We start from the raw sequence: 26,046 nt of genomic DNA, 5'->3' as shown, positions 1-26,046 counted from the left end.
ATGATGCTGCGTCGCACAAAAATCATGCGGCAAAGCGAGCGCCCTTATTGACAGAGTGGCCCGCAGGGTCAACATTGGCCTGCATGGACATGGACGACGATCTGCCGCGTAAGGGAGACGATCCTCTGGCCAGACTGCTGCGGCAGGATCTGGCCTCCCTGTCCGTTGCCGAACTGGGGGCGCGCATCTCCGCGCTGGAAGCGGAAATAGTGCGCACCAGATCGAAAATGGAAAGCGCCGTTAACCATAAGGCAAGTGCCGAGGCGCTATTCAAGCGATGAACCGGCGCCCCGCCCCCTGTACCCTTCAGGGTCTCTCCGGGCATGGGCAGTCTGGCAATTCCGCTGATCGGGCCGGATGGCTTGATCCGGCGTCGAGCAATGCCGACATAAGGTTCGATACCGCCCCTGCATGGGGCCAGGAGTAGAACAGACATGCCATCCTTCGCGTCCGCCCTCGAAACCACCCTGCACAATGCCCTGACCCACGCGTCCGAGCGTCGGCATGAATATGCGACGCTGGAACATCTGCTGCTCGCCCTGATCGACGATGAACATGCGTCGAAGGTGATGCAGGCCTGCGGCGTGGACCTGGGCGAGCTGGGCGATGCCGTGACCCATTATCTCGACGCCGAGCTCGACAGCCTTAAGGTCGAGGGCTCGTCCGATCCCTCCCCCACCAGCGGTTTCCAGCGCGTGGTTCAGCGCGCAATCCTGCACGTCCAGTCGTCCGGCAAGGATGAGGTGACGGGCGCCAATGTTCTGGTCGCGCTCTTTTCCGAGCGGGAATCCTATGCCGTCTACTTCCTGCAACAGCAGGACATGAGCCGTCTCGATGCCGTCAGCTATATCAGCCACGGCGTCGGCAAGGGCACGCCCCAGCCCGAGCGTCAGGAAGCAAAGGGCGCCGCCGAGGAGGAAAAGAAGGTGCAGGACGGGAAGGCCAAGAAGGACAGTGCCCTCGAACAGTTCACCGTCAACCTCAACGAGAAGGCCGGTCGCGGCAAGGTCGATCCGCTGATCGGCCGCACCGCGGAGGTGGATCGCACCATCCAGATTCTTTGCCGCCGGTCAAAGAACAACCCGCTCTATGTCGGCGATCCGGGCGTCGGCAAGACCGCGATCGCCGAAGGGCTGGCCCGCAAGATCGTCGAGGGCGACGTGCCCGACGTGCTGAAGGAAGCGGTCATCTATTCGCTCGACATGGGCGCGCTGCTGGCCGGAACCCGGTATCGCGGCGATTTCGAGGAACGGCTGAAGGCGGTCGTCACCGAACTGGAAAAGATGCCGCATGCGGTGCTGTTCATCGATGAAATCCACACGGTGATCGGCGCGGGCGCGACCAGCGGCGGCGCGATGGATGCATCGAACCTGCTGAAACCTGCTTTGTCGGGCGGCACGATCCGCTGCATCGGCTCGACCACCTACAAGGAATTCCGCAACCATTTCGAAAAGGACCGCGCCCTGCTGCGCCGGTTCCAGAAAATCGACGTCAACGAACCGACGATCGAGGACACGATCAAGATCCTCGCGGGCCTGCGTTCGGCGTTCGAGGAGCATCACCACGTCAAATATACACCGGACGCGATCAAGGCGGCCGTGGAGCTTTCGGCGCGCTACATCAACGACCGCAAGCTGCCCGACAAGGCGATCGACGTGATCGACGAGGTCGGCGCGATGCAGATGCTGGTCGTACCTTCGAAGCGGAAAAAGACGATCACCCCCAAGGAGATCGAGGCGGTGATCGCCACCATGGCGCGCATTCCGCCCAAGACGGTGTCGTCCGACGACAAGAGCGTGCTGGAAAGCCTGACCACGGATTTGAAGCGCGTGGTGTTCGGGCAGGACAAGGCGATCGAAGTGCTGTCCTCCGCGATCAAGCTGTCGCGCGCGGGCCTGCGCGATCCCGACAAGCCGATCGGCAACTATCTCTTCTCCGGCCCCACCGGCGTCGGCAAGACGGAGGTGGCGCGCCAGCTCGCGACGCTGCTCGGCATCCCGCTCCAGCGGTTCGACATGTCGGAATATATGGAACGCCATTCGGTCAGCCGGCTGATCGGCGCGCCTCCGGGATATGTCGGCTATGATCAGGGCGGCCTGCTGACCGACGCGGTCGATCAGAACCCGCACAGCGTGTTGCTGCTGGACGAAATCGAGAAGGCGCATCCCGACCTGTTCAACATCCTGCTTCAGGTGATGGACAATGGCCGCCTGACCGATCATCACGGCAAGACCGTCGATTTCCGCAACACCATCCTCATCATGACCACCAATGCCGGTGCGTCGGACATGGCGAAGGAAAGCATCGGTTTTGGCGAACTGTCGCGCGACGACGTGCAGGAAGACGCGGTGAAGAAGCTCTTCACCCCCGAATTCCGCAACCGCCTGGATGCGATCGTGCCCTTCGGCTATCTGCCGCCGGAAATCGTCGCCCGCGTCATCGACAAGTTCGTGCTGCAACTCGAACTGCAACTGGCCGATCGCGACGTCCACATCACGCTGGACGACAAGGCGAAGGAATGGCTCACCGCCAAGGGCTATGACAAGCTCTATGGCGCCCGTCCGATGGGCCGCCTGATGCAGGAAAAGATCAAGCAGCCGCTGGCCGAGGAACTGCTGTTCGGCAAGCTGGTCCATGGCGGCGAGGTCCACGTCCGCATGAAGGAAGATGCCGAAGGGGTTGGGGCCCTGGCCTTTGAAATCACTCCCGCCGCGCCCAAGAAGGGCAAGAAGGGCGGCAAGGCGAAGACGGCAGCCGGAACGAAGTAAGAGCGTTCGCACGCAAATCGAAAAAGGCGGCCCGTTCGGGTCGCCTTTTTTTGTTGCCATAGACGACGTGGATTTGCGGGCTGGCGCTCAACCTCAGCGATAAGAGGGCTGACCCGGTCAGCCATGACCGCAAAGCCCCCCAGCCTCCCGCTTCTCGCGCGCTAAAATGAATCCCACACCGACGCTGGCATCCATCGGCAACCCGGCGCACCATGCGCAGACCTGATTCAGAAAGGATGCCGCCATGTCCCTCGATCTCGTTTTCTACACCAACCCCATGTCGCGCGGGCAGATCGTCCGCTGGATGCTGGAGGAGGTCGGCGAAGTCTACGAAACCGTGTTGCTGAACTACGAAGGCGCCATGAAGTCGCCCGACTATCTGGCGATCAATCCGATGGGCAAGGTGCCCGCGATCGTCCATCGGGGCCGCGTCGTCACCGAATGCGCGGCCATCTGCGCCTATCTGGCCGATGCCTTTCCCGCCGCCAACCTGGCGCCGCCCACGGCCGAACGCGACGCCTATTATCGCTGGCTCTTCTTCGCCGCCGGGCCGGTGGAGGCTGCTGTGACCAACCGCGCGCTCGGCTTCGTCGTGCCGGACGGGCGCGAACGCATGGCCGGCTATGGCAGCTTCGACGCCACGATGGACGTACTGGAAAGGGCGGTATCGGGCGACCGCTGGATCTGCGGGGAGCAATTCACTGCCGCCGACGTCTATGTCGGCTCGCAGGTCGACTGGGGATTGGGCTTCAAGACGATCCCGACCCGGCCCGCCTTCGAAGCCTATGCAGAACGCCTGCGCGCCCGGCCCGCCTATCGGCGGCAGAAGGAGATTGACGGCGCCTTGATCGCGGAGATGCAGCAAAAGGGCTGACCGGCCACCCTTCTTGGCCGCAGCACAAGGAAAAGGCCCGGCGGATCGCTCCGCCGGGCCTTTCCGTTTTCCATATGTCCTTCGCCGGTCAGCGGCGATCGCCGAACAGCCGCAGCAGGAACAGGAACATGTTGATGAAGTCGAGATAGAGGTTCAGCGCCCCCATCACCACCGACTTGCCCATCATGTCGGTGCCCGCGACATGGGCGTAGATGCTCTTGATCTTCTGCGTGTCATAGGCGGTCAGACCGGCGAACAGCAGCACGCCGACGCCGCTGATGACCAGGCTCAACGCGTTCGATTTCATGAAGATGTTGATCAGGCTCGCGACCAGCAGGCCCACGACGCCCATGATCAGGAACGTGCCGAAGCCCGACAGGTCCTTCTTGGTGGTGTAGCCCCACAGGCTCAGACCCGCGAACGCCGCCGCCGTCGCGAAGAAGGTCTGCGCGATCGACGTGCCGGTATAGGCCAGGAAGATGTAGGACAGCGACACGCCCATCACGGCCGCATAGGCCCAGAACAGCGCCTGCATCGTCCCGGTCGACAGGCGGTTGATGCCGAAGCTCATCACCATCACGAATGCCAGCGGGGCGAACATCACGACATATTTCAGGATGCCCGGGCCGACGAACACATTATATGCCATTCCGCTGGACGCGAACAGCAGGGCGACGATACCCGTCAGCAGCACGCCGCTCGCCATATAATTATATACCGACAGCATGTAGCGGCGCAGTCCGGCGTCGAACGCCTCACCGCGTGCGGCAGTCGCGCCGCCGAAGCCCGTGATGCCGGACTGGGGGTCGGACCAGTTGGCCATGAAATGCATCTCCTTTTCCGGCGTCTGTCGCCGCTTTCCCTATTATCGGCCCATCGGCCCCCGACTTCAAGCCAAACCGGAAGATCGATGACGGATTGTCGCCGAAGTCCTATGATCGCGCCATGCATCGCCTGTTCGTCGCCATTCGTCCGCCCGCGGCCGTTCGTCGCAGCCTCGTCGCGCTGATGGGTGGGGTCGAAGGCGCGCGCTGGCAGGACGATGGCCAGTTGCATCTCACCCTTCGCTTCATCGGCAAGGTCGACCGGCACCAGGCCAACGACATTGCCGACGCGCTGGGCATGATCCGGTTCGATCCGTTCGACATCGCGATTTCAGGCGTCGGCGGTTTCGACCGGAAGGGGATTATCGATACGCTCTGGGCCGGCGTCCGGCCGATCGATCCGCTGGCGCGCCTCCATCGGAAGATTGACCGCATCTGCGTCTCGTTGGGGCTGGCGCCGGAAGGGCGCGCCTATCTGCCGCATATCACCCTCGCGCGGTTCGGCCGGTCGGGCGGACGGATCGACGCTTTCCTCGCGGTCCATGCCGGGCTTGCCGGACCCGCTTTCCCGGTGACCGGCTTCACATTGTTCGAAAGTCATGTCGGCCATGATGGCGCGCGCTATCATGCCGTCGCCGACTATGGCGGGGACGCCTCCGCCTGATCGCCCCGCAGGCCGTACCGGGTGCCTTCAGCCTGCCGCCAGCACGCCGCACGCTACACGACTGCCCGCATTGCCGGCCGGGTCGCTCATATTGTCGTCCGCCTTCGCATGGATCACGATGGCCGCGCCGTCCGTATCCAGCAGGGGCGTCGCGCCGGTCATGATCTTGCCGCCGGGCACCACATATTCCATCTCCCCGGTGCCATCGGACCCGGCGATCATATTGGGCATGTCACCCATATGCTGGCCCTGCGGGTTGTCCTTGCCATGCTGGCGGCCGGTCGGGTTCCAGTGACCGCCCGCGCTGGTGAAATCGGGGCCGGTGCAGGTGCCGGTGGTGTGGATGTGGACGGCATGCAGGCCGGGCGTCAGCCCCTGCGCCTTGACCAGCACATGCAGCCCGTCCGCCGCCTCCGTCACGGTCGCCCCACCGCGCGCGCTCCCGTCGCCGGCGGCCAGGCTGGCGCGGGCCGTCGGCGCTTCGGCGGGCGGAGCGGCCATTTCGGACGTGGTCGCGCATGCGGACAGCGCCAGGCCCAAGGGCAGGACAGCGAGGAAAGGCTGGATTTTCATGAAATATCTCCGGGATCTGGGGGCAGGCTTGCAGCAGGGGAACGCGGCATCGCGCCATTTGTTGCCCATCCGGTTCGATTTGTCACCCCGCCCGCTCGTCCGCCGTCCGGTTGCCCGCCGCCGTCATGCGTCCGCCCAGGGGTGCGGAAGGACGATGTGGACGGGCGCGACCGGCAAATCTGCTTGCGCCCACGGCATCCACGTCCCCTGCGCCGGCGAAACCAGCTTTGTCCGGTGGAAGTAATGGCCACCCTTGCGGCCCGATCCTGCCCGGCCCGGCCCGGCCAACAGGGATGGCGCGCGCATATCCGCGCCTGCCAAAGAAAAAGGGCCGGTCTTGCGACCGGCCCTCTTCCGTTCGTCCATCCCGAAGGAAGGACGATATCCTTACATGCCCGCGCCGGGACCGTAGGTGATTTCCACGCGACGGTTCTGGACTTCGCGAACGCCGTCGGCGGTATCAACGCGCGGACGCGATTCACCGAAGGCTTCCGTGGTCATCACGCCGTCAGGGATACCCTTCGAGGCGAGATAGGCCTTGACCGAGTCAGCGCGACGCTGGGACAGGCCGACGTTGTACGAGGCCGAGCCCGACTTGTCCGCGTGACCCGCCAGCATGACCTGGGCGCTGCCGCAGCTGCTATATGCCGAAACCGCGTTGTCCAGGATGGTGGCGGCGTCAGGCGTGATGTCCGACTTGTCCCATTCGAAGAACACGATGTACGGCCCGGGGCTGCATTCCGCAACCGGCTGCGGCGGCGGGGGCGGCGGGGGCGGCGGCGGCGGGGGCGGCGGAGGCGCAGCCTCGACCGGCGCGGCGCCACCGAAGTTGTAGGTCAGGCCGAGCAGCAGGCTGTGCGTGCGAAGATCGGTCTTCAGCGAGTCGCCAGCAGTCGCGAAACCGGCAAAACCGGGGTAGCCGGTCGTGTAAGCCGGGATGACCTTGATGTTGTCCTGGTTGAAGAAGCGATACTTCAGCGAGACATCGACATTGCTGGTGACCGGGTAACGAACGCCGGCGATCGCCTGCCAGGCGAAGCCCGTGTCCGTGTCGTTCACGATGTCGTTGGCCAGCTTGCCGCGCGACACGCCGACGCCGCCGCCGACGAAGCCCTGCAGGCCGTCATCGGGACCGAAGTCGAGCAGGCCGTTCAGCATGAACGACAGCGCCGAAGCCGAACCGCCGAAGCCGGTCTTGTCCAGATCGATCTTGGCGCGCTTGTAGGCCGCTTCGGCCTCCAGGCGGAAACCGCCGAAATCGTAGCCGATGTTGGCGTCGAAATCATAACCCTTATGGTAGTCGATACCGGTGATTTCGTTACCATTGGTACGATTTTCGATGTCCTGGTCTTCAACCAGCAGCACGCCGGCGTCCACGCCGATGTACCAGCTATTATCGCGCGCCAAGGCCGGTGTGGCCAGGGCACTGGTCGCGAGCGCAGCCGCGAGGGCGAGCTTCCGCATATGAATTCCCCTTTCAAAAGTGTCACGAAGGACTGCTGAAACCCTGTATCCGCAAGAAGGTTTCATAGCAAGTCCACAAATAGTGAAACCGTTGCAAAAATAACGCAGTAACCCGGATTTGCAAAGGCGTTCAGGCTATTTCGGTGCACAATAGCGCAAATGCGGCCCCGTCCAAACAAAAAAACCCGTTTGTGACAGAATTACGAATGTATCAGCCCGTGAACGCGCAAGACGGCGAGAACCATATTGATCGAACTGCGCGCTTCCTCGTCAATTACCGCTCCGCCCTCCGGACCGGCGATGGCGTCTTGCCTTTCCCCGACGATTCGCTGGTCGTCCAGATAGAAGCCGTCATCCCGGACCGCACTGGCCCGCCACTCGACGCCATCATGAAACAGTCCATGATCGCGGTCCCCAATATCCAGCGTCAGGCCCGCCGCGGGAACGGTGAATCGCCACCCTCCGTCGGTCCAGCAGGCGACATCGCCGTCCCGCCCCGCCCAGTCTCCCATGCCCCCCTCTGCCACGATCCAGCACTGCCCCGGTTCCGGCGCCGCCGGCGGTTCGGGCAGGTCGGCGCTTTCCGCCCGTCCGTGCAGCAGCGCATCGATCGTCGCCAGCGCCTCGTTGTGGAACAATTCCTTCTGCGCCTGCCCGGCGAACAGCAGCGGCAGCGCCCATCGCGGCGTCATGTCCATTTTCGTCTCCTCGATCGGTTTTCAGGCGATGATCGTCATTCCGGCCTCGCGCCCGGGCGCCAGCGTCCCGCGCTGCCGCACGGTCATTGTCAGGACCTGCCCGGCCGTGGCGTCGGCGGCGATCATGGTCGCGTCATAGGTCCAGTCCGTCGACACCGTCCGCGCGCTCCGGATCAGGCCGTCTCCGTCGAACAGGGCCACATCATAGGCTTCCGCCTCCTCGCCCAGCGGCACGTCCGCACCGCTCAGCCAGCGCCATCCGGCGCGGCTTCGCCGGGTCCAGCCGAACGTCCATCCCCCGGCGCCATCGGGCCGGGCGGCCAGATGGACCGGACACGGGGGCATCATCGCCTCGCCGCTGACCGCGATCTGTGCGCCCGCCGGGTCGACGTCGCCGATGCCGATCGCGGCCAGCGCCAGCGACGCTCCCGCCTCGCCGGCGATCCCGGCCAGCACCAGCGGCTCGACCAGCCGGTCCTCCTCGACCAGCAGGAAGGGCTCGCCGGCCGCATGATCCGCCATCGCCCATTCGGTGCCGCGCAGCCCCCGGCGCAACCCGGTCAGGCGATAGCTGGCAGCGCCGGTCCGCGCCGCGTGCCCGAACTGCATCAGTTCGCGCCCCAGCAGGCACAGGTTTCGCCCCTGCGCCAGCGCCGCTTCGTCCGCGCCCGCCAATTCCATGTCCGGCGACAGCAGCGTGACCGTCAGGGCGTTGCGCCCGTCGACCAGCACCGCGCTGCCCGGCGGCAACGCGGCGTCCGCCGTGCCAAGCGTCGCGCGCGGCGCGCTCCGACCGATCGGGACCGCCTCGCCGCCCTCGCCCGTCACGAACAGCGCCGCACCGCGCCAGCCCGCCCCGCCGCTCGCCGCCGCGACGACCAGCGGCGCGCTCGCCACTGCCTCGCGCAGGGGCGGCAGGTCCGCCAGCATCAGCGTCGTGGGGCCGTGCGGCGCATCGACCTGCCGCACCATCGTCCCGGACGACGCGCCGCCGGGCGGCGCCGTCCCCGCCCCGGGCACCCGGCGCAGCGACAGGCGCACCGCCATCGCCTCCCATTCGCGCTCCTCGATCCGCCACAGGCCCGGCACGTCCGCGATCCGCACCGCCATCCCGGGCTGCAGCGTCAGGGCCTCCCATCCGCACCGCAGCGTCACCACCGCCCGTCCGGTCCACAGCGTCGCCAGGCGCGCCGCGGCCAGGGCGCGCGCCGCGTCCGCGGCCAGCACGGCGGGCAGGTCGATTCCCTCCTCCGTGCGCCCCGCGCCTGGCCGGACCACCCGCTGCACGCTTGCCTGATAATCGCGCGCCGCGTCGTGATGGCGCAGCGACAGGGCGACGGGCACCGCATCCGCGCCGCCGGCCGATCGCTCCATGGCGTCGACCGCCCGGCCGTTGACCCGCCGCGCCAGATCGCAGCCGTCACATCCTCTTCCGCTACATCGGGCGCGGGCAGCAACGCCAGCCCCGCTTCGCCTGACCCCAGCGCCAGCCCGTGCGCCGCGACCAGCGGCGCGATCGCCGCGCGCAGGTCTCCGCCCTCCGCCGCATAGCCGCCCAGCGTCGCCAACGCCCCGCTACCCGGCCCCTCACCGCCCAGCCGCCCCTCGCTCAGCTCAGCCGCGATCGCATCGATCGCCACCGCACCGTCATCGGCCTCCACCTCGAAGGTCAGGGACGGTATGCGGTTGCCGTAATCGGCCAGCGCCAGATTCTCGAACACCGCATAGGCGATGCCCCGGTGCGCCGGCGTCTGGCTCGTCCCCTGCGCCGACGCGATCAGCGGATCGACCGCCTGCCCTTCGGCGCCGCCGTGCAGGCGAAAGGCGCCCAGTTCGGTCTTGAAATCCCCCGCCGCCCCGCGCAGCAGGTTGCCGTCGGCCCAGATCCGCCCGACCCGTCTGATCGTCCGCGCCGAAAGCGCCACGGCGAAACTCGCCGAATAGCTGTAGCTGGTGACGCTCGGCCGTCCCTTGCCGCCGCTCCTGGTCTTGCTTTCCTTAAGGTCGGTCGCCCAGATCACCGTGCCGGCGACCCGGATCGTTCCGAACAGCTTGGGCACCTGCGTGCCATAGCTCGACGTCTGCACCTGCAGGTCCGACAGGCGCGGTCCCTCGCGCCCCTTGGGCTTGAACAGGATGCCATGGTCGACCGCATTGCCGATCAGCCCGCCTATCGCCCCGCCGAACGGCCCGCCCAGCGCCGTCCCCACCGCCGTCAGCACAACCGTCGCCATGAATCCCCCCTTTTCATCTACGCGCCCGTCCACCAGCCGATCACCGGCCAGGGCGAAGCGCCCGGCGTCTCCACCACCCGTCCCAGCCCGGCATGGGCGTGGACGAACCCGTCTCCCGTCGCGATCATCAGGTGCAGCGCCAGCGGTCCCGGCCGCACCAGCGCCAGGTCGCCCGGCCTCCCGGTCCCGACCGGCCGCAGCCCCGCCGCGCGCAGCCAGCCGCCCACCCGCATGGCGTCATGGGTCCGCAGGCCATAGGCATCGGGCGCCACGCCCGCATGCCCGGCGCGCGCAAACGCCAGCGCCGCCAGCCCCACGCAATCCAGTCCCGCCTCGCTGCGCCCGTGCAGGCGGAACGGCACGCCGATCAGCGCCCGCGCCTGCGCGACGATGGCCGCCGCCCCCGTCTCACCGCTCATGCGCCGGGATAGCGGGTCAGCAGGTCCATGCCCGGCAGATAGGGCTCGCCCCGGAAATTGACGGCGTTGCCGAACCGGCCCGCACAGGTCGCCAATTGCCGGTCACATCCCTCGGTCAGCAGCGCCAGCGTGCCCGCCGTCACCGCGAAGGCGGGCGGATCGGCCAGGCGCAGCCCGTCCGTCCCGTTGTCGACCACCGCCTGCGTCATCCCGCTATTGGCCCCCTGCAACCAGCGCAGCGTGCCATAGGCATAGGCCCCCGCCGTCAGGCCGCCGGCCGTCACCGCCGCGTCGTCCACCGCCTCTACCGCCACGATCCGCCGCCGCCCGGCCATCGCGACCCGGCATCCCCGGTCGCCCAGCATCGCGCGGCAATCGGGCGACGTCGACGGCGCGACCGGCGCATCCAGCACGCCCGCCGCACCCGTCAGTTCGGCCGTGAAGCCGCCATCCTTGCGGGACACCGCGCCGATCCGCCCGCGCGCCAGCAACAGCCACAGCGCGCCGGGTGCCTCCCATTGCGTCAGCCGCAGTTCCAGCGCCGCGCCGTCCCATCGGCCCGCCATCAGGTCCGTCTCGCTGATGGCGTCGCTGCTCAGCGCGCCGGCCACGTCGCTGTCCTCGCCCTCCAGCCCGATGCCCGATCGCACCGCCGCCGGCGTCATGCCGGGCGCCGCGCGATAGTCCAGCCCCGCCACCGTCAGGTCGCGGTCATGGCTGGTAAGGCCGATCGTCACTCCGTCCCGCCGCTCGATCCGCCAGCAGAAGGCCATGGTGCACAGCGGCCCGGCCAGCATCGCCGCCGCGCTCATTCGCGGATCTCCACCAGCGGCACCGACGGCGCCTCGCCGGCCAGAAAGGTCGCGCGGCTGATCTCCAGCCGGTCCTCGGCAAAGCGCACCGGAACGTCGAAGCGAAAGCCTGCCGTCAGCACGGCGCCTTCCTCCGGGGCCGTGTCGAACGCGATCACGCCCATCCCGGCATGGCTCCACCCTTCGCTCATCTCCATGCCGTCCGCCGCCACGCGGATGCTTCCGGCCACCGGCCGGGTGACGGTCCGCGTCTGCGCCTCCTCCCCCGCACCGTAATAGCGCGTCAGCTGGAACGACGCCCGCACCCCGTCGCCCGTGCCCAGCCGCTGGTCCAGCGGTCCCGGCGCCGCGCCGGGCGCGCCGCTGCGATTGTCATAGGGATCGGTGAAGCGGAATCCCCGTGCCGCCCCGCGCCGCGCGCGGAAGAAGGCGATCAGCGCGGCGATGTCCGCCTCCGACCGCACGCCCGGTCCGGCATCGTAGGACAATCGCGCATCGGCCCAGTCGCTGCTGCGCCGTTCATGGCCCGACGGGCTTTCGACGATCTGGGTCGAAAAGGCCAGCGCAACGCTGGCGTCCCGTCCGATCGCCAGAGGAAACAGCACATCGTCAAAGGCTTGCATGCCATCCTCCTCATCCAGATTGAAGCAGGTAAAACCGTCGCGGCACGCCTGCGGCAGTGCCCAGATGAAGGTCGCCGCCGTCCCCCGCGCGATCGACGCCTGCGCCGCGTCGGCGATCGCGCGCCATTGCTGCGCCTGCCCGGGCATCAGCACGAAGCCGGAGAAATAATGCTGCCTTTCGACGGGATAGCCCAGTCGCGCCGTCGCCAGCGCCACCCCGCGCGCGGTCAGGTGCGGCCGTTCCTCGGTTACCCAGTCATAATCCTCCAGTTGCAGCACGTCGAACGCGGGCGATGCCCACCCGACCGGCATGTTCGCCCGCTTGGCCTCGGGCGCGCGGGCGTCCAGCACCGTGGGCAGATAGGTCAGCAAATGGGTGAGCGCCCCCGGCGCCACCGCCTTCACCGCCGCGCACAGCTCCGCCGTGGACGCCGCCAGCAGCGCGCCTGCCGCGTCCAGCACGTCGCGTTGCGCCGCGTCCATCTCGCCCCACAGGCTGGGGACCGACACCGGACTGCCGCCCAGGGCCGCCCGCGCCGCATCGTCGTAGATGCAGATGCGCCCGTCGCCCGGCATCACCCACCACCACGGCTCCCCGACCTGAAACAGGATCGGCAGGCCGGCGTCCAACCCTATCGAAACAAAGGCGCATGCCACCGCCCTCAGATAAGCCATGGCCCCGGCGTGGGCGGGCGAGAGCAGGGCCGATGGCGGCGTCCATCCGGTCAGCGCCGGGTCGCCATTCTCCGCTCTCTGCTTCCAGTCGCCCCAGCAATGCGCGTCGAACAATTCGTAGGACAACGACCATATGACGCCCAGCCCCAGCGCCCCGGCCCGCGCCGCGAAGTCCCGGTGCCAGGCGGCGCAGGGCGCGTTGAGCACCCCGCCCGCCAGGCTGACGCGCCATTCGGCGCCCGCCCGTTCCAGCCGGAAATAATGGCTCATGCCGACATAATGGTTGATCGCCCCACGATAGCCCAGCGCGTGGATCGTCGCCACCACCCGCTCGGGCGTCTGGTTGAAACAGTCGTCATAGCCGGTCGCCATGCCCAGCCCATGTTCTGGCAGCATGACGTCGCCCACCGCCAGCACCGATCCGGCGCCGTCGCAGCCCATGCCGCTCAGTTCGGCCCATCCCTCGACCCCGCCCGCGAACGGCGTGTCGCCGCCGTCATAATCGGGCGGCACCAGCGAAATGAACATCCGGTCGACATCCCCGGCCCAGACCGGATCGGCCTCTTCCGGCAGCAGGTATCCGCCCTCCAGCGCGGCAAAATCCAGCGTGATGACAGCATCCTCCGGATCGCCGCTGGCATAGTTCCACAGGCGCACATACCAGGCCCGCGCCGCGCCCGCCGCATCCCGTCCCTCGATGGTCAGGGTCGGCCCGTGCGTTTCGTCCAGCCGGCGCACGCCGCCGCTGCGCCAGCGGAAGGACAGCACGCAATCCCGGAAATCCCGGCGCGTCTCATAGGCCAGCAGCGGGTGGCTCCACCGGTCCTCCGCGTCCCAGATCAGCCCGGCCAGGTCGCCCGATCCGTAGAAGACCGCGTCCACCCGCACCGCATCCGGTGCGGTGGTGACCACGCTCGCCATCATCGGGCGGGGAAAATTCACCGTCCAGTGCGTCGGTGCGAACCGCTTGATGAACCCTGTTTCCTGCCCCCGCCGCGCGTCGGCGAGCCAATAGCCGATACTCATCGCTCCAGCGCTCCCTTGACCGCGCGCGCCACCTGCCGCGCGCTGCGGGCCAGCAGGCGCGGTTCGCTCTCTTCGCCGCGCCCGCTCACCGCGATGCTCACCCGGACGTCGCGCGCCGCGCCGCCGCCCGGCACCACCTGACCGCTGCTCGTCGGCACGAACAGTTCCGGCCCGCGTTCCCCGACCATATAGGCCCGCCCCGGCGCCACCGGGCCGCCAGTCGCCCGCCCCGGCAGGCCCAGCACCGACGTCAGCAGCGCCGTGCCTATGCCCAGCAGGCCGCCACCCGATCCGCCGCCACCGCCACCGATGGCGGAATGCAGCGCCCCGGCGGCAATCTCGTCCAGCACGCCCAGCGCGACGCGGCGCAGTTCCTCGAACCCGAACTTGCCGCTTCGTACCGCGCGCAGCAGGCCCTGCTCGATGCGCAGCCCGGCCCGGTCGGCCCCGGCGCCGAGCGATCCCTCCAGCGTCCCCCGCATCGCCTCCACATCGCGCGCCAGGCCCTGTGTGTCGGCCCGCACCCGCACCACCAGCGTTTCGATCTCGTCATCCATCCCGCTTCCCCCCGCCCCTGCCGCCGCGATCCGGCATCGCCGCCATCAGCCGCGTCAGTTCCCGCGCATCCAGGCCCGCATCGGGCGCATCCTCGCCCCGCGCCGCGCGCAGCACCGCCGCGAGTTCCGCCGGGGTCGCACGCCAGAATTCGTCGGGGCGCCACCCCAGCAGCCATCCGGCAACACCCGCCAGCCGCGCCGCCCGCATGGCGAAGCGTGTCATTTGCCCGCCAATATCTGGTGCAATATCGCCTTGAGCGCCGGGGTCGCCTTCGCCAGCCCGGCGGCCAGCACCGCCTCGCCCAGCGCCTCGCGCGTCATCGCCCCGCGATCGGTCAGGCAATGCCAGAACAGCGCGATCAGGTCGCCCAGCGCCAGCTTCCCGTCCGACGCCCGTTCGATCAGCTCGAACAGCGGCCCCAGTTCCTGCTCGGCCGCCACCAGCGCCGCGAAACTCGGCCGCAGCGCCAGCCGCTCGCCGCCGACCTCCAGCGCCGCTTCCCCGCGCTCGGGATTGGCCGCGCTCATTCGCTCACCACCGCGCCGGAGCTTTCCAGGCTCAGCGCATAGTTGCGCTCGCCATTATAGTCGCCGGCATAGTCCAGCCGCGTGACAAGAAAGCGGCCGCGCATCCGCTCGCCACTCTCGAAACTCAGCTCATAATCCTCGATCGTGCCCGCCAGCGCATGGTTGCGGATGCGGATTTCCGCGCCGGACCCGGTGAACAGCCCGGCCGCCGATACGCTGACCGACCGCACGCCCGCCCCCGACAGCAATTCGCGCCAGCCGCCCGAATCCTTGCTCGTGATGTTCACCGCCTCGCCGTTTACGGACAATTGCGTGGTGCGCATCCCGGCGACGGTCGAATAGGTTGCCGGCATGGCGCCGTCCCCCACTTTCAACAGAAATGCACTTCCCTTTTCGACGCCCATGGCGCATCCTTTCATCAGCTAAAGCGTGCAAAACGCAGGTTAAGGAGAGTCCCCGATGTTGCTGTCCGTTTCCCTTGCCATGATGCTCGCCGGGGCACCGGCGGCCGACCCGGTCGGCGCGGGTCGCAAGGCTTTTTCGACCTGTCTGTCGAAGCAGATCCAGCCGGCGATCAATGACAAGATGAGCCTGGCCGACTTTCAGGCGCACATGAAACAGGCATGCGCGGATCAGGAATCCGCCTTCCGCGCCGCCATCGTCGCGCAGGACAAGGCCGACAGGATGTCCGACAAGGACGCACAGGCCGACGCCGACGACCAGGTCGCCGAATATGTCGACAAGATCACCGGCGAGTTCGAGGATTACAGCCAGCCGGGCTGACCGGCCCGGCCTTGGCCGCCGTCATTCCCGCACCGCGCGAATGCGATAGTCGATCATCGCCTGCCAACCGACGGGCGGCCGTCCCCCGCTGCGCGTCACCCGCGACCGCACCAGCCGCGCGCTCACGATCCGCCATCCGTCGCTGACCGGCGCCGCGCCGATCGCCGGGTCGATCCGCGCCATCATCGGCGCCAGCCGCCCGGGCGTGTCGTCCGGCACGACAAGGCCGATGGTCAGCCGCACTTCGCGTCCCTCCACATCCTTGCCGCCCCAGTCGCTGCCCAGGCATTCGCCCACATGCGCATAGGGCGCGCTGGCCCGCGCTGGCTCGCCGTCATACAGGCCGTTGAGCGCATCCATCAGCGCGCCGTCGTCCCGCATCGCCGCGATAACCGCGCCGCGCACCGCCACTTCCGCGCTCATCGTCCGCTCCTTCCCGCCTCGCGCAATGCCAGGTCGCGCATCCAGCGCGCGGCCAGCCCCCGGCCGTTCATGCGCACCGCATCGCCCTCGACACGCGCCTCCACGCCCTGCGCCGCCAGGGCCGCGGCGATGGCCTCGCGCCGGGCCGCGGCCCGTGCCCGCGCCATCCGCTCCAGCGCCGCCCTCACGCCAGCCGCATCCGGCGATAGGGCCGCCACAGCGCGCTCACCACCGCGGGCGGCGCGCCGCCCTCGACCCCGCGCGCCAGATAATGCTCCGCCGCCAGCCGGATGATCCCCTGCCGCAGCGCCTCGGGCACGCCGTTCATCTCCGCCGCCAGCCCCGCGCTGTAGGTCACGACCAGCCGCCGCCCGTCGCCAGGCACCGCCCGTACCCAGCCGTCGCCGGCCGCATCGATGTCCACCGCATAGGCGTCGACCGGCAGGCTCTGGACATTGCCCTCCGCATCGATCGCTTCCACGCGCGTCACCGCCACCACCGGCCGCGCCGACAATCTCTGCCAGCTTCCCGACCCCGCCACCGTCTCGCGCGCATCGCGCGCGATCAGCCATTGCCCGACAAACCGTTCGCACAGCCCCGCCGCGCTGCGCAGCAGCCCGGCCAGCACCGCATCGTCGTCGCCGCCCGCGATCCGCAGATAGGCTTTCAGTTCGTCCATCGGCGCGGGCAGCGCGCCCGCTTCCTGTTCCGCCGGCATCAGCGTTCCTCCACCCGCATGGTCAGCGTCCGCTCGTCCTCCTGCCCGTCCGACAGGGTGACGCGATTGATCAGCCGATAGACCCGCCCGACGATCCCGCCGGCCAGCCGCACGCTGCTGCGCTGCGCCTCGAATGCCGCATCCTCGACCGTCAGCCCGCCCTCCTCGTCCGGCACGACCGTCCACGCGCTCGCGATCAGGCTCTGTCCGGCCAGATAGGCGGACCAGTCGATCGCATGGTCGACCCGCGCCTGCGGGTCCTTCATCACCAGATTCATCGCGCCCTGCTCCCCCTCGTCGCCTCCGGCCGCGCGACCGGGGGACGGGCCTCGACCCGCATGCCCAGTCCCGGCCGCACCCCTGCCTGCCACGGTCCCCGCCATCCCGGCGGCCCTGTATCCAGCGCGCCGATCACCGCCGCGCCCAGCGCGTCACCCTGCAACATGACCCGCCTCCAGCGCCGCGATCCGCGCGTCCAGCCGCGCCAGCGCCCGCCGCGTCGCGGCCGCCTCCAGCGCCAGGCACTCCTCGTAGCGCAGGCCCCAGCGGTCGCCCGCGGCGCCGGCCCCGTCCCAGGCGTCATGGCACAACAGCCCCAGCCGCACCGCCGCATCCGGGCCCAGCCGCGCGTCGATCGCCGCCTGCACCTCCTGCGCCACCAGCCCGACATGATCGCGCGCCGCTGTGCCCTTCGCCGCGACCGCCTCGGCAAAGCGGAACCGTCGCCAGCGCACTGCGTCCCACGCATCGATCAGCGCGTCGTCGACATCGGCCAGGTCGCATTTGGCGCGCGCGTCGGACGTGCTGATCGTCCCGCTCGCCGCATAGACGACCGACCATCGCGCCCCGCCGCCGCCCAGCGCGAAGCTGTTGTCGGCCGACGGCGTCACCGCGCCGAAGGCGGTGATGGCCTGATATTCCAGTCGCAAGGCCTCCTGCATCGACGACGACCCGTTGCGCCCGACATGCAGGCTCATGCGCGATGCCAGGTTGCTCGTCCCGGGCGCCGTCGCCAGATAGGTGGTGCGGATGCGCGCCAGTTCGGTGAAATTGCCGCCGATCATGCCCCAGACATTATAGTCGCCGATGACATCGTTGGTGGTGACGTCGGTTCGCGCCGCCAGCGTGCCGTTGGCGCGATAGAGCCGGTTGTTGGCCAGCGCCCCCACACCCACGACACGCAGGCTCGCCTGCCCGCCGTCCATCATCACCGACATGGCCGGGGTCAGGATGGTGGGCTTGCCCATCCATCCCTCGACCGCATAATCCTCCGGCCCGACCGTGTTGATGTGCAGTTCCGCCGCGGCCATGCGCTGCACGCCGCTCGTGCCCAGCGCGCCGACGCTCGCGCGCACAGGCTCACCTCCACCAGCTCCAGCGCCACCAGCTCGCGCGGCGTCGTCCCCCGCGCCTCCCGCACCCGGTATCCGAAGCTGAGGCCATCCACCGCCTTCTCGCGCAGCGCCCGTGCCGCCTCGCGCCCCGCCGCCGTCCGCGCCGACACCCGGCCGATCACGCGCAGCCCGCGCCTGTCCTCCCGCGCCGCTTCGACGACGCCGATGACGCTGCCCGGCGTGTGTTGCCACAACAGCGGCACCCCCGCCGCCTCGACCCGCCCGAATGCGCCCGCCCGCACCACGTCGCCGCCCCGGTCCACCCGGTCGAATATCGCAGCATAGCCGGCAAAGCGCACGTCGTCCGTGCCCCCGGCGCCGCTCATCCCCGCACCAGCCCGACCAGCCCGGTCCTGACCGCGATCCCCAGCAGGATCAGCGCCATGCCGATCCGCACCGCCCACCCGATCACCGCCCCGCGCGCCGCCTTCTTCGCGTCGCGCCAGGCCGACAGCAATTCGCGCAGTTCGCGCACATCGTCCTGCGCCCGCCGGTCGGCCAGCCCCAGCCGCTCCAGCGCCCGTTCCGCGCCCAGCGCGCTCGCTTCCTCGACCAATGCGCGGATCGTCACCATGTCCACCGGCGTCCCCTCCGCCTGCGCGATCAGCCGCGCCAGCATCGCTTCCTTCATCGCCCCCTCCCTCATCCGATGCCCAGCATCGCCTTCTTCTCCTCGGCGCTCAGGAAATCCGCAGCCGCCACGCTGTCCCACAGCGCCGCGCGCTCGTCGGACAAGGCCGGCACCGCGTCCAGGTCCGGCGCGACGACGACACCCGGCCACCATCCGTCCAGCCCCTGCGACAGACCGGCGCCGATCTTCGCGACCAGCGGCAGGATGGCCTGCCGCCACAGCGCCTTGTTGGCCTCGCGATAATTGGCGTAGGCATTGTCGCCCGGCAGTCCCATCAGCATCGGCGGCACACCGAACGCCAGCGCGATCTCCCGCGCCGCCGCGCTCTTCAGCCCCACAAAGTCCATCTCGGCGGGGGTCAGGCTCATCGCCTTCCAGTCCAGCCCGCCCTCCAGCAGCATCGGCCGCCCCGCATTGGCGGCGCCCTGGAACGCCGCCTCCATCTCGCGCTTTACCCGCTCGAACTGTTCGGGCGACAGCACCGATCCGTCGCCGGGCGCATAGACCATCGCCCCGCTCGGCCGCGCAGCATTGTCCAGCAGCGCCTTGTTCCACACGTTTGCCGCATTGTGGATCGCCACTGCGCCCGCCGCCGCGCCGACGCACCCCAGCCCATAATGATCGTCCAGCGGATGCAGCGCCTTCAGGTGCAGCACGCTCGTCCGGCCGCCCGCATCCTCGGGATGCAGCCGGGTCACGCTTTCTCCCACCCGATACAGATAGGCGGCGGGCCAGCCGCGCGCGTCCGGTTCCACCCGCACCCGCTCGGGCCGCAGCGCGAACAGCTCGGCCGGCATTCCGTCGGCGCCTGCGATCACCTGCACATAGGCATTGCCGTGCAGCAGCAGGTTGCAGGCGAGTGTCTCGACCAGCCCCTGCCCCGCCGACGTCCGGCCGATCAGCGCGCGCACGGCATCCGCGTCATCATGCCCGCGCACCGTCAGCGCGCACGCCCCCGCCCCCTCCGACACCAGCCGCATCGCCCGCTGCGCGACGGGATTGCCCATCACGCCGGCGCGCAGTTGCGCTTCGTAACTCGCCGGCCATTCCCCCAGCACGACCGCGCCCGTTCCCCAGGCACGCGCCAGCACCGGCCGCGCATCCCCCTGCGCAGCCGCCTTCGTTCCGAACCACCGCATGTCGCTGTCCCCAAAAAGCAAAACCCTCTCCCAACCGGGGGGGAGAGGGTTAGTGGAGGTTAGCGGCTCTGCCGCTTACCGAAGCTGGGAGAGGGGGCCTGCGCACCCTCTCATGACATTCAAGGATTGCGCGCCAGCACGCCGTCACAGACGCTGTTCGTGCCCTCGCTCTTTCCGATCACCCGGCCGGCCACCGCGCCGGCCGCACCGGCCAGCAGGGTTTCGCCCAGGCTTCCGCCCGCCAGCGCGCCGACGCCCGCGCCACCGGCGGCACCGATCACCGTACCCTTGTCGCGCCCTTCCTTGCCCTTGAGCAGGCAATAGCGCACATCGTCCCGGTCGCGGGGCGCCGCACGCGCCACCCTGGCCCGGTCCTTGCTGTTCAGGCTCGCCGCCATCGCCGGCGCGGCCATCACCGAAACACCGACGAGCGCCGCTAGGATTTTTGTCGTCTTCATGGCTGCTACTCCGTCAAAACATGATGGATCGGGAACGAGCCTGGTCGCCGGCCGGTTCCCTCACATCCCCCGCACCCGCGCCTCGCCGCGTTTGCCCAGCATCAGTTCGGTCAGCGCCCACACCAGCGCGTCGGCCCGGTCGGGCGATCGCCCCGGCCCTTCATAGGCACCGCCCGCCACCAGCCCGCACATCTGGTCCTCCAGTGCCGGAAAGGCGCCCCGATGCGCCACCCGCCCCGCTTCATACAGCGCCGCGACCGGCTCGGCGCGCGCCGCCTTTCCCCGGCTCGCATGGACCAGCTTTACCGGCAGCGCCGCGTCCGCCGCGCGCAGCACGCTTTCCACCATCGCGCCGCCGTTGTTCGCTTCGGCCACCACCCGGTCGGCGCCGTGCGCCATCGCCGCGGCCGCGACCGCCCGTGCCCAGCCTTCGGGCGATGCGCCCTCCACGCTCGCGTCGGCAATCACATAGGCGCGCCCGTCCCCGCCCAGTCCGGCGACAACGATGCCGCACGCGTCGCCCCCCGCGGACGCGGGCGGATCGACCGCCACGACCACGCGGCGCAGCAGCGCCCCACTCCGCATGTCGCCCGGCACATGGGCGACGCGGCACCGTTCGATCAGGTCGCGGCGCCATAGCGCGCCCGACACCTCCTCGATCAGTTCGCCGTCCAGTTCCTGCCGCCCCAGCCGGGTTCCTCCGTAATTCGCCTCCATCGCCGCAATGAAGCCTTCGGCCAGGTTAGCCCGGTTCTCCAGCGTGCGCCCGCGCGTCACCGTCACGTCCGCCCCGGTCGCCAGCCTGCGCACCAGCGCCACCGGGCGCGGCGTCGTCGTCGCCAGCAGCTGCGGCCGCCGCCCCAGCCGCAATCCCATCTCCAGGTTGCTCCACGCCGTCTCCGCAAAGGGCCACTTGCCGATCTCGTCGGCCCAGCCATGGGTGAACTGCGCCCCGCGCAGGCTGTCGGGCTCCGCGGCGCCGAACAGCAGCGCCACCGCGCCATTGGGCCAGGTCAACCGCCGCAGCGCGGGCGCGAACATGGGCCGCCGCCACCACGGCGCGACCGCCAGCACGCCCGATGGGCCTTCCACCATCACGCTGCGCGCCTCGCCCAGCGTCGCCGCCACCAGCGCGATGCGCGCCTGCGGCTCCCTCTCGGCGATGGCGCGGACCCATTCCGCCCCGGCCCGCGTCTTGCCAAATCCCCGGCCCGCCATCATCAGCCATATGCGCCAGTCGCCATCGGGCGGCAGCTGCGCCGGGCGGGCATGCAGGTCCCACAGATGCTCGACCAGCGCGGCCTCGCTTTCGCTCATGCCGCTCATCAACCGCTCGCGCAGGCTCTCGTCCTCCGCCAGCCACTCCATGTCCGAAATCGCCACCGCCCCCCCGATCAGGGAAGCGGTCCGCTTCCCTATTTGCGCGGCGCCATCCCGCCAAAGGTCACCAGGCTCTCCATCCCGTCCTTCGCGACAGCCGCCACGCCGATGAAATGATCATCCACCACCACATCCGTCAGCACCGCCTGCGTCGCGCCGGTGACGATGCGGCCGTCGGTCCAGTCCTGCGCATCGGCCCGCCGCCAATAGACATGATAGGCCGCCGCCCCCGGCACCGCGTCCCAGAACACCCGCGTGTCCATCGACAGCGCGCCGTCCAGCGACACCGTCGCCGGTGCGGCGGGCGCGGCAGCCAGTTCGCGGATCGTCGCGACGTTCAGCGCCGTCACCCGGGCCAGATAGGGAAAGTCCATCCTGTCGACCGTGTCGCCATAGACGCGGCCATTCTCGGTCCGCAGGTCCTGATGCTGCTGGTCGTAATTCTCGATCCCCACCGAAAAGCGCACCGCCGGATAGCCCAGCTCCAGCGACGGCGTATGATCGCCCCCGCGCCCGAAACGGTCGGGCCGACGCACCGCGAACACGTCCAGCCCGATCTGCGGATTCTCCTGCGCGATCGTGTCGATCTTCTTGGCCAGCGCGCGCGACGGCCCGTCATCCTCGCCACCGGTCGCGCGCCGCGTCAGCCCTGCTTTCTGGTCCTCCGACGACCTGATGCCTTCTGAAAACACACGCACCCGGTCGGCCACGATCCGCCCATTCTGGCCGACCGTGTTGCCCACGATGTCGTTGTTCAGCATCGCGCGCACCTTCCATCCGCGCGCCTTGGCCGTACTGGCCAGCAACTTGCCGCCCCACAGCCCCTGCTCCTCGCCCGACAGCAGCGCGTAGACGATGGTGCCGTCGAACGTCTCGCCCGCCAGCACCCGCGCCGCCTCGATCACCAGCGCGGTGCCGGACCCGTCGTCATTGGCGCCCGGCGCGTCGCTGGTCGCATCCATGACGTCGCTCACCCGGCTGTCGATATGCCCCGCGACGATCACCACCTCGTCGGGATCGCCCATTCCCTTCTGGATCGCCAGGACGTCGACAATCTCCACCCCGTCGGGCGCGCGCGGCCCGCTGAAGCGATCCGCCACCGTTTCGACCGTCAGGCATCCGCCGCAACCCTTGGCGATCTTCCCGAACTCGGCCGCGCCCCATCGCCGCGCCGCCCCGATCCCGCGCTTGGGGTCGGTCGCGGACGACAGCGTATGGCGCGTCCCAAACCGCACCAGCGCCTCCACCGTCGCCTTGAGCCGCGCCGGATCGGGCGCCTTCGTCTGGGCAAGGGCGGGACTGGCGAGCAGGGTCGCGGCGGCGCATAGGGGCAATATCTTCATGGGAACGCAGGTCTAATGCCTCGTCGCCCCCTGTAAAGCTCCGCCATCCGGCTCATCCCCCCGCGTCGGCCCGCTTGCGCCGTATCTCGTCCAGCATGGCGCGCACCCGCGCTACCGCGCTGTCGGTGTCCGGACCGGCGTCGCCGCCGTCCCGTGTCGTCGCCATATGGTCGCGCCACTTGTCCAGCATGGCGAGAGCGGCGCGATGGTCGCGCCCGCGCTTCACCTTGCGGCCCGTCACCGCCCCGCTGGCATCCAGCGTGATCTCCTCCACGTCGTGGCCAAACAGCATGTCGCGCAGCAGCGCCGCCTCCAGCTCGACATAGCCGGTGCCGATCGCCCGGTCCCAGGCGCGGGCGAAATCGGGGTCGTTCCGTCGCCGGGCATAGGCGCTCGCCCGGCTCCGCCCGGACAGGCGCGCCGCCTCGTCGCTGTCCAGCGTCGCGGCCAGCCCGTCCAGAAACAACCGCTCCTCGCCTTGCGTCCATCGTGCCGCCGCCGCGCGACGCAGCGCGACCGGATTACTGCCCTCAGCGCCCATGTCGCCCTACTCCCGAAACGGAAAAGGGCCGGTCCCCCGAAGGGCCGGCCCATCGAAACGCCGCAGCGGCGAATCGCAATTTTCCAGTGTCGACATCTCTGCCACGACAGCGTGACGATGTCAAGAGAAAATAACCAGATAGGTTATTTTTCGATCATGCCCTTGATCATGACCGACTCTGCTTCCAGCGCTGCCGCGACGCTCGGCCGCGCCTTTACCCGCGCCAGCCAGTCGAACGTCCCGGGCCAGCGGTCGGCGGTCAGCAGATCGCTTGCATAACTGATATTGATGATCGGGCATGCCACCGACAGGTCGGCCAGGGTGAAGCGGTCCTCGACCAACCATCCGCTGTCCGGCAGCACGCTTTCGATATAATCGTACAGGCCGGGCAACTCCTCCGCCTCGGCCTTGTCCGCCGCCGCCAGGTCTTGCGGCCGCTTCACCGTCCGGGCGACGACCCGGTTGAAGAATATCTTCATGCCCGTGGGTTGCAGCACGGTATCGCCGAATTCCTCATACCATATGGTGCGGGCCCGCGCGCGTGGTTCGGCCGGGATCATCTCCTCCCCCGGCTTGATGGCATCCATATAGGTTACGATGGCGGAGGAATCGCACAGCAGGAAATCGCCATCCTCCAGCGCCGGTATCTTGCCGAAGGGCGATGCCTTGGCCCAGCCATCCTCGCCCCGGCCGAAACCCGCCAACCGAACTTCGACGTCGATGCCCTTTTCCGCGGCAAAGACGACCACCTTCCGGACGAAGGGCGATGGGCGGGCACCATGGATGATCATGCGACGATTCCTCTTTGCTGGGGGAGACGGGGCGATCATCGTCATTGCGTAGCAGAATGCAACGATAATCTAATGCGGCACCACGCCCATTTCCACGCCGGTCTTGTCGTGCAGGGCAAAGCGGTCGATCAGGTCGGCGCTCGCCCGGTTATAGCCGATCACCGCGACCGCCGCGCCCTGCGCCCGCAACCGCGCGACGACCTTGTCCAGCGCGCCGACGCCCGAAATGTCCCAGAAATGCGCGGCGGACACGTCGATGGTCACGTCGTTCGTCCCCGCTTCGGCCTGGAAAGCGCGGGTGAACCGGTCGACCGACGCGAAGAATATCTGCCCCGTGGCGCGATAGACGGCCCGGCCCGCTTCCTCCGTCCGCTCCACGGCGAACATGCGCTGCACCTTGCCGGCAAAGAATATGCCCGACAGCAGCACGCCCGCCAGCACGCCCAGCGACAGGTCGCGAGTCGCCACCACGACCACCACCGTCACCAGCATCACCACGGACGATGTCGGCGGATGCCGCCGCAGGTTGGGAATCGAATTCCAGCTGAACGTGCCGATCGACACCATGATCATCACCGCGACCAGCGCCGGCATCGGTACCCGCCCCACCCACGGTCCCAGCACCGCGAGCAGGAACAGCAGGAACGCACCGGCGACGAACGTCGACAACCGGCCGCGCCCGCCGGACGTCACGTTGATCACGGACTGGCCGATCATCGCGCATCCGCCCATGCCGCCCAGCAGCGCCGACACGATGTTCGCTCCGCCCTGCCCGACGCATTCGCGCTTCTTGTCGCTGTCGCTGCCGGTCATGTCGTCGACGATCTGCGCGGTCAGCAGCGATTCCAGCAGCCCCACCGCCGCCATCGTCACCGAATAGGGCGCGATGATCCGCAATGTTTCCCATGTCAGCGGCACCTGCGGCAGGGCGAATACCGGCACCCCTTCGGGCAACTTGCCCATGTCGCCCACGCTGTGCACGGGCAGGCCCATGCCGATGCTGATCGCCGTCAGCATCAGGATCGCCACCAGCGGCGACGGCACGGCGGTCGTCACGCGCGGGAACAGGTAGATGATGGCCAGCCCGCCCGCCACCATGGCATAAGTTTCCCAACCCACATCCGTCAGTTGCGGCAATTGCGCCAGGAATATCAGGATCGCCAGCGCGTTGACGAAGCCGGTGATGACGGATCGCGACACGAACTGCATCAGCAGGTCCAGCCGCAACAGCCCCGCGACCGCCTGCACTACCCCCATCAGGATCGTGGCGGCGAACAGATAGGCGACGCCATGGTCGCGCACCAGCGGTGTCACCAGCACGGCGACGGCGGCGGTCGCGGCGGAAATCATGCCCGGCCGCCCGCCGATCAGCGAAATGACGATGGCGATGGCCACCGAAGCATACAGGCCCACGCGCGGATCGACGCCCGCGATGATGGAAAAGCCGATCGCTTCGGGGATCAGCGCCAGCGCGACGACGATGCCGGCCAATATGTCCTGGCGCGCGGCGGTGCCCGTGCTGAACCATTGCGCACGGTAACGGGTCGATATCTGCGTCATTCTAAATTCCACAACAAGGCACATGGCGCCGCGACGGCGCATCGCTCGAAAGATCATGTGTGATGTTGTCCGGCGGATCGGCGGCCGGAATAGCCACCCGGAATTTCACCGGGTCCTTGCGAATGACGCGTGCTTAGCGGGCAGCT

Annotated in this window: 33 protein-coding genes and 1 other annotated feature; of the genes, 5 read left to right on the top strand and 28 right to left on the bottom strand. The window is 68.7% G+C overall.

Features of this window, described 5'->3' with window-relative positions:
* The first annotated feature begins 83 nt into the window (after window positions 1–83).
* From J3E64_RS01930 to J3E64_RS01920, 3 genes are all read left to right on the top strand, one after another.
* Window positions 84–281 carry a DUF1192 domain-containing protein gene (locus J3E64_RS01930; RefSeq protein WP_253339029.1) on the top strand — a complete coding sequence of 66 codons (198 nt, stop codon included), beginning with the start codon at window positions 84–86 and terminating at the stop codon, window positions 279–281.
* A 153-nt stretch (window positions 282–434) separates the two neighbouring features.
* A complete protein-coding gene (gene clpA / locus J3E64_RS01925; protein WP_253339027.1) occupies window positions 435–2,768 on the top strand; it encodes an ATP-dependent Clp protease ATP-binding subunit ClpA in 2,334 nt (777 codons plus the stop codon).
* 244 nt (window positions 2,769–3,012) lie between these two features.
* On the top strand, window positions 3,013–3,642 hold the full coding sequence (locus J3E64_RS01920) for a glutathione S-transferase family protein (protein ID WP_253339025.1): 630 nt from the start codon (window positions 3,013–3,015) through the stop codon (window positions 3,640–3,642).
* An 88-nt stretch (window positions 3,643–3,730) separates the two neighbouring features.
* Here J3E64_RS01920 and J3E64_RS01915 read toward each other — a convergent pair whose 3' ends face one another.
* Entirely contained in the window at window positions 3,731–4,465 is a 735-nt protein-coding gene (locus J3E64_RS01915; protein WP_253339023.1) for a Bax inhibitor-1/YccA family protein, read from the bottom strand.
* Between the two features lie 122 nt (window positions 4,466–4,587).
* Here J3E64_RS01915 and thpR point away from each other — a divergent pair, with 122 nt between their 5' ends.
* Window positions 4,588–5,130 (top strand): RNA 2',3'-cyclic phosphodiesterase, encoded by a 543-nt coding sequence (thpR, locus tag J3E64_RS01910; RefSeq protein WP_253339021.1) that lies wholly within the window; start codon window positions 4,588–4,590, stop codon window positions 5,128–5,130.
* A gap of 27 nt (window positions 5,131–5,157) precedes the next feature.
* On the opposite strand, the gene J3E64_RS01905 is transcribed toward thpR, so the two are convergent.
* The 12 genes from J3E64_RS01905 to J3E64_RS01850 all read right to left on the bottom strand — a co-directional run bounded on the left by J3E64_RS01905 (window position 5,158) and on the right by J3E64_RS01850 (window position 15,143).
* On the bottom strand, window positions 5,158–5,703 hold the full coding sequence (locus J3E64_RS01905; RefSeq protein WP_253339019.1) for a superoxide dismutase family protein: 546 nt from the start codon (window positions 5,701–5,703) through the stop codon (window positions 5,158–5,160).
* Between the two features lie 123 nt (window positions 5,704–5,826).
* Entirely contained in the window at window positions 5,827–6,009 is a 183-nt protein-coding gene (locus tag J3E64_RS01900; RefSeq protein ID WP_253339017.1) for a hypothetical protein, read from the bottom strand.
* An 81-nt stretch (window positions 6,010–6,090) separates the two neighbouring features.
* The gene (locus J3E64_RS01895) at window positions 6,091–7,167 is read right to left on the bottom strand and encodes an OmpA family protein (RefSeq protein ID WP_253339015.1); all 1,077 of its coding nucleotides are present in this window, start codon (window positions 7,165–7,167) and stop codon (window positions 6,091–6,093) included.
* Window positions 7,168–7,367: 200 nt separating this feature from the next.
* Complete coding sequence (locus tag J3E64_RS01890) at window positions 7,368–7,865, bottom strand: DUF2793 domain-containing protein (protein WP_253339013.1); 498 nt, start codon at window positions 7,863–7,865, stop codon at window positions 7,368–7,370.
* A gap of 21 nt (window positions 7,866–7,886) precedes the next feature.
* Window positions 7,887–9,239 (bottom strand): phage tail protein, encoded by a 1,353-nt coding sequence (locus J3E64_RS01885; RefSeq protein ID WP_253339011.1) that lies wholly within the window; start codon window positions 9,237–9,239, stop codon window positions 7,887–7,889.
* A gap of 877 nt (window positions 9,240–10,116) precedes the next feature.
* Window positions 10,117–10,518: a peptidoglycan endopeptidase gene (locus tag J3E64_RS01880; protein WP_253339009.1), complete on the bottom strand. Its 402-nt coding sequence runs from the start codon at window positions 10,516–10,518 to the stop codon at window positions 10,117–10,119.
* Window positions 10,515–11,330 carry a DUF2163 domain-containing protein gene (locus tag J3E64_RS01875; RefSeq protein ID WP_253339007.1) on the bottom strand — a complete coding sequence of 272 codons (816 nt, stop codon included), beginning with the start codon at window positions 11,328–11,330 and terminating at the stop codon, window positions 10,515–10,517. Before J3E64_RS01875 ends, J3E64_RS01880 begins: the two co-directional genes overlap by 4 nt.
* On the bottom strand, window positions 11,327–13,654 hold the full coding sequence (locus J3E64_RS01870) for a DUF2460 domain-containing protein (protein ID WP_253339005.1): 2,328 nt from the start codon (window positions 13,652–13,654) through the stop codon (window positions 11,327–11,329). Before J3E64_RS01870 ends, J3E64_RS01875 begins: the two co-directional genes overlap by 4 nt.
* A complete protein-coding gene (locus J3E64_RS01865) occupies window positions 13,651–14,211 on the bottom strand; it encodes a tail tape measure protein (protein ID WP_253339003.1) in 561 nt (186 codons plus the stop codon). The genes J3E64_RS01870 and J3E64_RS01865 overlap by 4 nt, the downstream gene beginning before the upstream one ends.
* On the bottom strand, window positions 14,204–14,434 hold the full coding sequence (locus tag J3E64_RS01860; protein WP_253339001.1) for a phage tail assembly chaperone: 231 nt from the start codon (window positions 14,432–14,434) through the stop codon (window positions 14,204–14,206). Before J3E64_RS01860 ends, J3E64_RS01865 begins: the two co-directional genes overlap by 8 nt.
* Window positions 14,431–14,739 carry a gene transfer agent family protein gene (locus J3E64_RS01855; RefSeq protein WP_253338999.1) on the bottom strand — a complete coding sequence of 103 codons (309 nt, stop codon included), beginning with the start codon at window positions 14,737–14,739 and terminating at the stop codon, window positions 14,431–14,433. Before J3E64_RS01855 ends, J3E64_RS01860 begins: the two co-directional genes overlap by 4 nt.
* Window positions 14,736–15,143, bottom strand: coding sequence for a phage tail tube protein (locus J3E64_RS01850; protein WP_253338997.1), 408 nt, complete (start codon window positions 15,141–15,143; stop codon window positions 14,736–14,738). Before J3E64_RS01850 ends, J3E64_RS01855 begins: the two co-directional genes overlap by 4 nt.
* 55 nt (window positions 15,144–15,198) lie before the next feature.
* Here J3E64_RS01850 and J3E64_RS01845 point away from each other — a divergent pair, with 55 nt between their 5' ends.
* Window positions 15,199–15,522 carry a hypothetical protein gene (locus J3E64_RS01845; RefSeq protein ID WP_253338995.1) on the top strand — a complete coding sequence of 108 codons (324 nt, stop codon included), beginning with the start codon at window positions 15,199–15,201 and terminating at the stop codon, window positions 15,520–15,522.
* A 21-nt stretch (window positions 15,523–15,543) separates the two neighbouring features.
* Here J3E64_RS01845 and J3E64_RS01840 read toward each other — a convergent pair whose 3' ends face one another.
* From J3E64_RS01840 to J3E64_RS01770, 15 genes are all read right to left on the bottom strand, one after another.
* Complete coding sequence (locus J3E64_RS01840) at window positions 15,544–15,945, bottom strand: DUF3168 domain-containing protein (RefSeq protein ID WP_253338993.1); 402 nt, start codon at window positions 15,943–15,945, stop codon at window positions 15,544–15,546.
* On the bottom strand, window positions 15,942–16,133 hold the full coding sequence (locus J3E64_RS01835; RefSeq protein ID WP_253339415.1) for a hypothetical protein: 192 nt from the start codon (window positions 16,131–16,133) through the stop codon (window positions 15,942–15,944). The genes J3E64_RS01840 and J3E64_RS01835 overlap by 4 nt, the downstream gene beginning before the upstream one ends.
* Window positions 16,130–16,663 (bottom strand): hypothetical protein, encoded by a 534-nt coding sequence (locus J3E64_RS01830; protein WP_253338991.1) that lies wholly within the window; start codon window positions 16,661–16,663, stop codon window positions 16,130–16,132. Before J3E64_RS01830 ends, J3E64_RS01835 begins: the two co-directional genes overlap by 4 nt.
* The gene (locus J3E64_RS01825; RefSeq protein WP_253338989.1) at window positions 16,663–16,941 is read right to left on the bottom strand and encodes a hypothetical protein; all 279 of its coding nucleotides are present in this window, start codon (window positions 16,939–16,941) and stop codon (window positions 16,663–16,665) included. Before J3E64_RS01825 ends, J3E64_RS01830 begins: the two co-directional genes overlap by 1 nt.
* Entirely contained in the window at window positions 16,938–17,108 is a 171-nt protein-coding gene (locus tag J3E64_RS01820) for a hypothetical protein (RefSeq protein WP_253338987.1), read from the bottom strand. Before J3E64_RS01820 ends, J3E64_RS01825 begins: the two co-directional genes overlap by 4 nt.
* Entirely contained in the window at window positions 17,095–17,604 is a 510-nt protein-coding gene (locus J3E64_RS01815; RefSeq protein WP_253339389.1) for a tail fiber domain-containing protein, read from the bottom strand. The genes J3E64_RS01820 and J3E64_RS01815 overlap by 14 nt, the downstream gene beginning before the upstream one ends.
* Window positions 17,605–17,888: 284 nt before the next feature.
* Window positions 17,889–18,383, bottom strand: a complete 495-nt coding sequence (locus J3E64_RS01810) for an HK97 family phage prohead protease (RefSeq protein WP_253338985.1) — start codon at window positions 18,381–18,383, stop codon at window positions 17,889–17,891.
* The gene (locus J3E64_RS01805) at window positions 18,380–18,688 is read right to left on the bottom strand and encodes a DUF6127 family protein (RefSeq protein ID WP_253338983.1); all 309 of its coding nucleotides are present in this window, start codon (window positions 18,686–18,688) and stop codon (window positions 18,380–18,382) included. The genes J3E64_RS01810 and J3E64_RS01805 overlap by 4 nt, the downstream gene beginning before the upstream one ends.
* A gap of 11 nt (window positions 18,689–18,699) precedes the next feature.
* The gene (locus J3E64_RS01800; protein WP_253338981.1) at window positions 18,700–19,827 is read right to left on the bottom strand and encodes a phage portal protein; all 1,128 of its coding nucleotides are present in this window, start codon (window positions 19,825–19,827) and stop codon (window positions 18,700–18,702) included.
* 119 nt (window positions 19,828–19,946) lie between these two features.
* Entirely contained in the window at window positions 19,947–20,285 is a 339-nt protein-coding gene (locus J3E64_RS01795; protein WP_253338979.1) for a hypothetical protein, read from the bottom strand.
* A gap of 60 nt (window positions 20,286–20,345) precedes the next feature.
* Window positions 20,346–21,668, bottom strand: a complete 1,323-nt coding sequence (locus J3E64_RS01790) for a terminase family protein (protein WP_253338978.1) — start codon at window positions 21,666–21,668, stop codon at window positions 20,346–20,348.
* 32 nt (window positions 21,669–21,700) lie between these two features.
* Window positions 21,701–23,008 carry a M28 family peptidase gene (locus J3E64_RS01785; RefSeq protein WP_253338976.1) on the bottom strand — a complete coding sequence of 436 codons (1,308 nt, stop codon included), beginning with the start codon at window positions 23,006–23,008 and terminating at the stop codon, window positions 21,701–21,703.
* A gap of 52 nt (window positions 23,009–23,060) precedes the next feature.
* Window positions 23,061–23,549 (bottom strand): hypothetical protein, encoded by a 489-nt coding sequence (locus J3E64_RS01780; RefSeq protein WP_253338974.1) that lies wholly within the window; start codon window positions 23,547–23,549, stop codon window positions 23,061–23,063.
* A gap of 143 nt (window positions 23,550–23,692) precedes the next feature.
* On the bottom strand, window positions 23,693–24,340 hold the full coding sequence (locus J3E64_RS01775) for a glutathione S-transferase family protein (protein ID WP_253338972.1): 648 nt from the start codon (window positions 24,338–24,340) through the stop codon (window positions 23,693–23,695).
* A 69-nt stretch (window positions 24,341–24,409) separates the two neighbouring features.
* Window positions 24,410–25,900 carry a SulP family inorganic anion transporter gene (locus tag J3E64_RS01770; RefSeq protein ID WP_253338970.1) on the bottom strand — a complete coding sequence of 497 codons (1,491 nt, stop codon included), beginning with the start codon at window positions 25,898–25,900 and terminating at the stop codon, window positions 24,410–24,412.
* 63 nt (window positions 25,901–25,963) lie between these two features.
* Window positions 25,964–26,019 (bottom strand) — a sequence feature (sul1 is cis-regulatory element that is thought to sense ions involved in sulfur or methionine metabolism; They are found in Alphaproteobacteria).
* Window positions 26,020–26,046: the final 27 nt, after the last annotated feature.

Origin of the sequence: Sphingobium sp. OAS761 (genome assembly GCF_024168485.1) — a bacterium.
Lineage (GTDB): Bacteria > Pseudomonadota > Alphaproteobacteria > Sphingomonadales > Sphingomonadaceae > Sphingobium.
Note: the sequence above shows the minus strand (reverse complement) of the source record. Positions and strands in the feature narration are given on the sequence as shown.

Coding starts and splice junctions, on each gene's coding strand:
- J3E64_RS01930 (WP_253339029.1), top strand. CDS start 84: ATGGACATGGACGACGATCTGCCGCGTAAGGGAGACGATCCTCTGGCC.
- clpA (WP_253339027.1), top strand. CDS start 435: ATGCCATCCTTCGCGTCCGCCCTCGAAACCACCCTGCACAATGCCCTG.
- J3E64_RS01920 (WP_253339025.1), top strand. CDS start 3,013: ATGTCCCTCGATCTCGTTTTCTACACCAACCCCATGTCGCGCGGGCAG.
- J3E64_RS01915 (WP_253339023.1), bottom strand. CDS start 4,465: ATGGCCAACTGGTCCGACCCCCAGTCCGGCATCACGGGCTTCGGCGGC.
- thpR (WP_253339021.1), top strand. CDS start 4,588: ATGCATCGCCTGTTCGTCGCCATTCGTCCGCCCGCGGCCGTTCGTCGC.
- J3E64_RS01905 (WP_253339019.1), bottom strand. CDS start 5,703: ATGAAAATCCAGCCTTTCCTCGCTGTCCTGCCCTTGGGCCTGGCGCTG.
- J3E64_RS01900 (WP_253339017.1), bottom strand. CDS start 6,009: ATGCGCGCGCCATCCCTGTTGGCCGGGCCGGGCCGGGCAGGATCGGGC.
- J3E64_RS01895 (WP_253339015.1), bottom strand. CDS start 7,167: ATGCGGAAGCTCGCCCTCGCGGCTGCGCTCGCGACCAGTGCCCTGGCC.
- J3E64_RS01890 (WP_253339013.1), bottom strand. CDS start 7,865: ATGGACATGACGCCGCGATGGGCGCTGCCGCTGCTGTTCGCCGGGCAG.
- J3E64_RS01885 (WP_253339011.1), bottom strand. CDS start 9,239: ATGGAGCGATCGGCCGGCGGCGCGGATGCGGTGCCCGTCGCCCTGTCG.
- J3E64_RS01880 (WP_253339009.1), bottom strand. CDS start 10,518: ATGAGCGGTGAGACGGGGGCGGCGGCCATCGTCGCGCAGGCGCGGGCG.
- J3E64_RS01875 (WP_253339007.1), bottom strand. CDS start 11,330: ATGAGCGCGGCGGCGATGCTGGCCGGGCCGCTGTGCACCATGGCCTTC.
- J3E64_RS01870 (WP_253339005.1), bottom strand. CDS start 13,654: ATGAGTATCGGCTATTGGCTCGCCGACGCGCGGCGGGGGCAGGAAACA.
- J3E64_RS01865 (WP_253339003.1), bottom strand. CDS start 14,211: ATGGATGACGAGATCGAAACGCTGGTGGTGCGGGTGCGGGCCGACACA.
- J3E64_RS01860 (WP_253339001.1), bottom strand. CDS start 14,434: ATGACACGCTTCGCCATGCGGGCGGCGCGGCTGGCGGGTGTTGCCGGA.
- J3E64_RS01855 (WP_253338999.1), bottom strand. CDS start 14,739: ATGAGCGCGGCCAATCCCGAGCGCGGGGAAGCGGCGCTGGAGGTCGGC.
- J3E64_RS01850 (WP_253338997.1), bottom strand. CDS start 15,143: ATGGGCGTCGAAAAGGGAAGTGCATTTCTGTTGAAAGTGGGGGACGGC.
- J3E64_RS01845 (WP_253338995.1), top strand. CDS start 15,199: ATGTTGCTGTCCGTTTCCCTTGCCATGATGCTCGCCGGGGCACCGGCG.
- J3E64_RS01840 (WP_253338993.1), bottom strand. CDS start 15,945: ATGAGCGCGGAAGTGGCGGTGCGCGGCGCGGTTATCGCGGCGATGCGG.
- J3E64_RS01830 (WP_253338991.1), bottom strand. CDS start 16,663: ATGCCGGCGGAACAGGAAGCGGGCGCGCTGCCCGCGCCGATGGACGAA.
- J3E64_RS01825 (WP_253338989.1), bottom strand. CDS start 16,941: ATGAATCTGGTGATGAAGGACCCGCAGGCGCGGGTCGACCATGCGATC.
- J3E64_RS01820 (WP_253338987.1), bottom strand. CDS start 17,108: ATGTTGCAGGGTGACGCGCTGGGCGCGGCGGTGATCGGCGCGCTGGAT.
- J3E64_RS01815 (WP_253339389.1), bottom strand. CDS start 17,604: ATGCAGGAGGCCTTGCGACTGGAATATCAGGCCATCACCGCCTTCGGC.
- J3E64_RS01810 (WP_253338985.1), bottom strand. CDS start 18,383: ATGAGCGGCGCCGGGGGCACGGACGACGTGCGCTTTGCCGGCTATGCT.
- J3E64_RS01805 (WP_253338983.1), bottom strand. CDS start 18,688: ATGAAGGAAGCGATGCTGGCGCGGCTGATCGCGCAGGCGGAGGGGACG.
- J3E64_RS01800 (WP_253338981.1), bottom strand. CDS start 19,827: ATGCGGTGGTTCGGAACGAAGGCGGCTGCGCAGGGGGATGCGCGGCCG.
- J3E64_RS01795 (WP_253338979.1), bottom strand. CDS start 20,285: ATGAAGACGACAAAAATCCTAGCGGCGCTCGTCGGTGTTTCGGTGATG.
- J3E64_RS01785 (WP_253338976.1), bottom strand. CDS start 23,008: ATGAAGATATTGCCCCTATGCGCCGCCGCGACCCTGCTCGCCAGTCCC.
- J3E64_RS01780 (WP_253338974.1), bottom strand. CDS start 23,549: ATGGGCGCTGAGGGCAGTAATCCGGTCGCGCTGCGTCGCGCGGCGGCG.
- J3E64_RS01775 (WP_253338972.1), bottom strand. CDS start 24,340: ATGATCATCCATGGTGCCCGCCCATCGCCCTTCGTCCGGAAGGTGGTC.
- J3E64_RS01770 (WP_253338970.1), bottom strand. CDS start 25,900: ATGACGCAGATATCGACCCGTTACCGTGCGCAATGGTTCAGCACGGGC.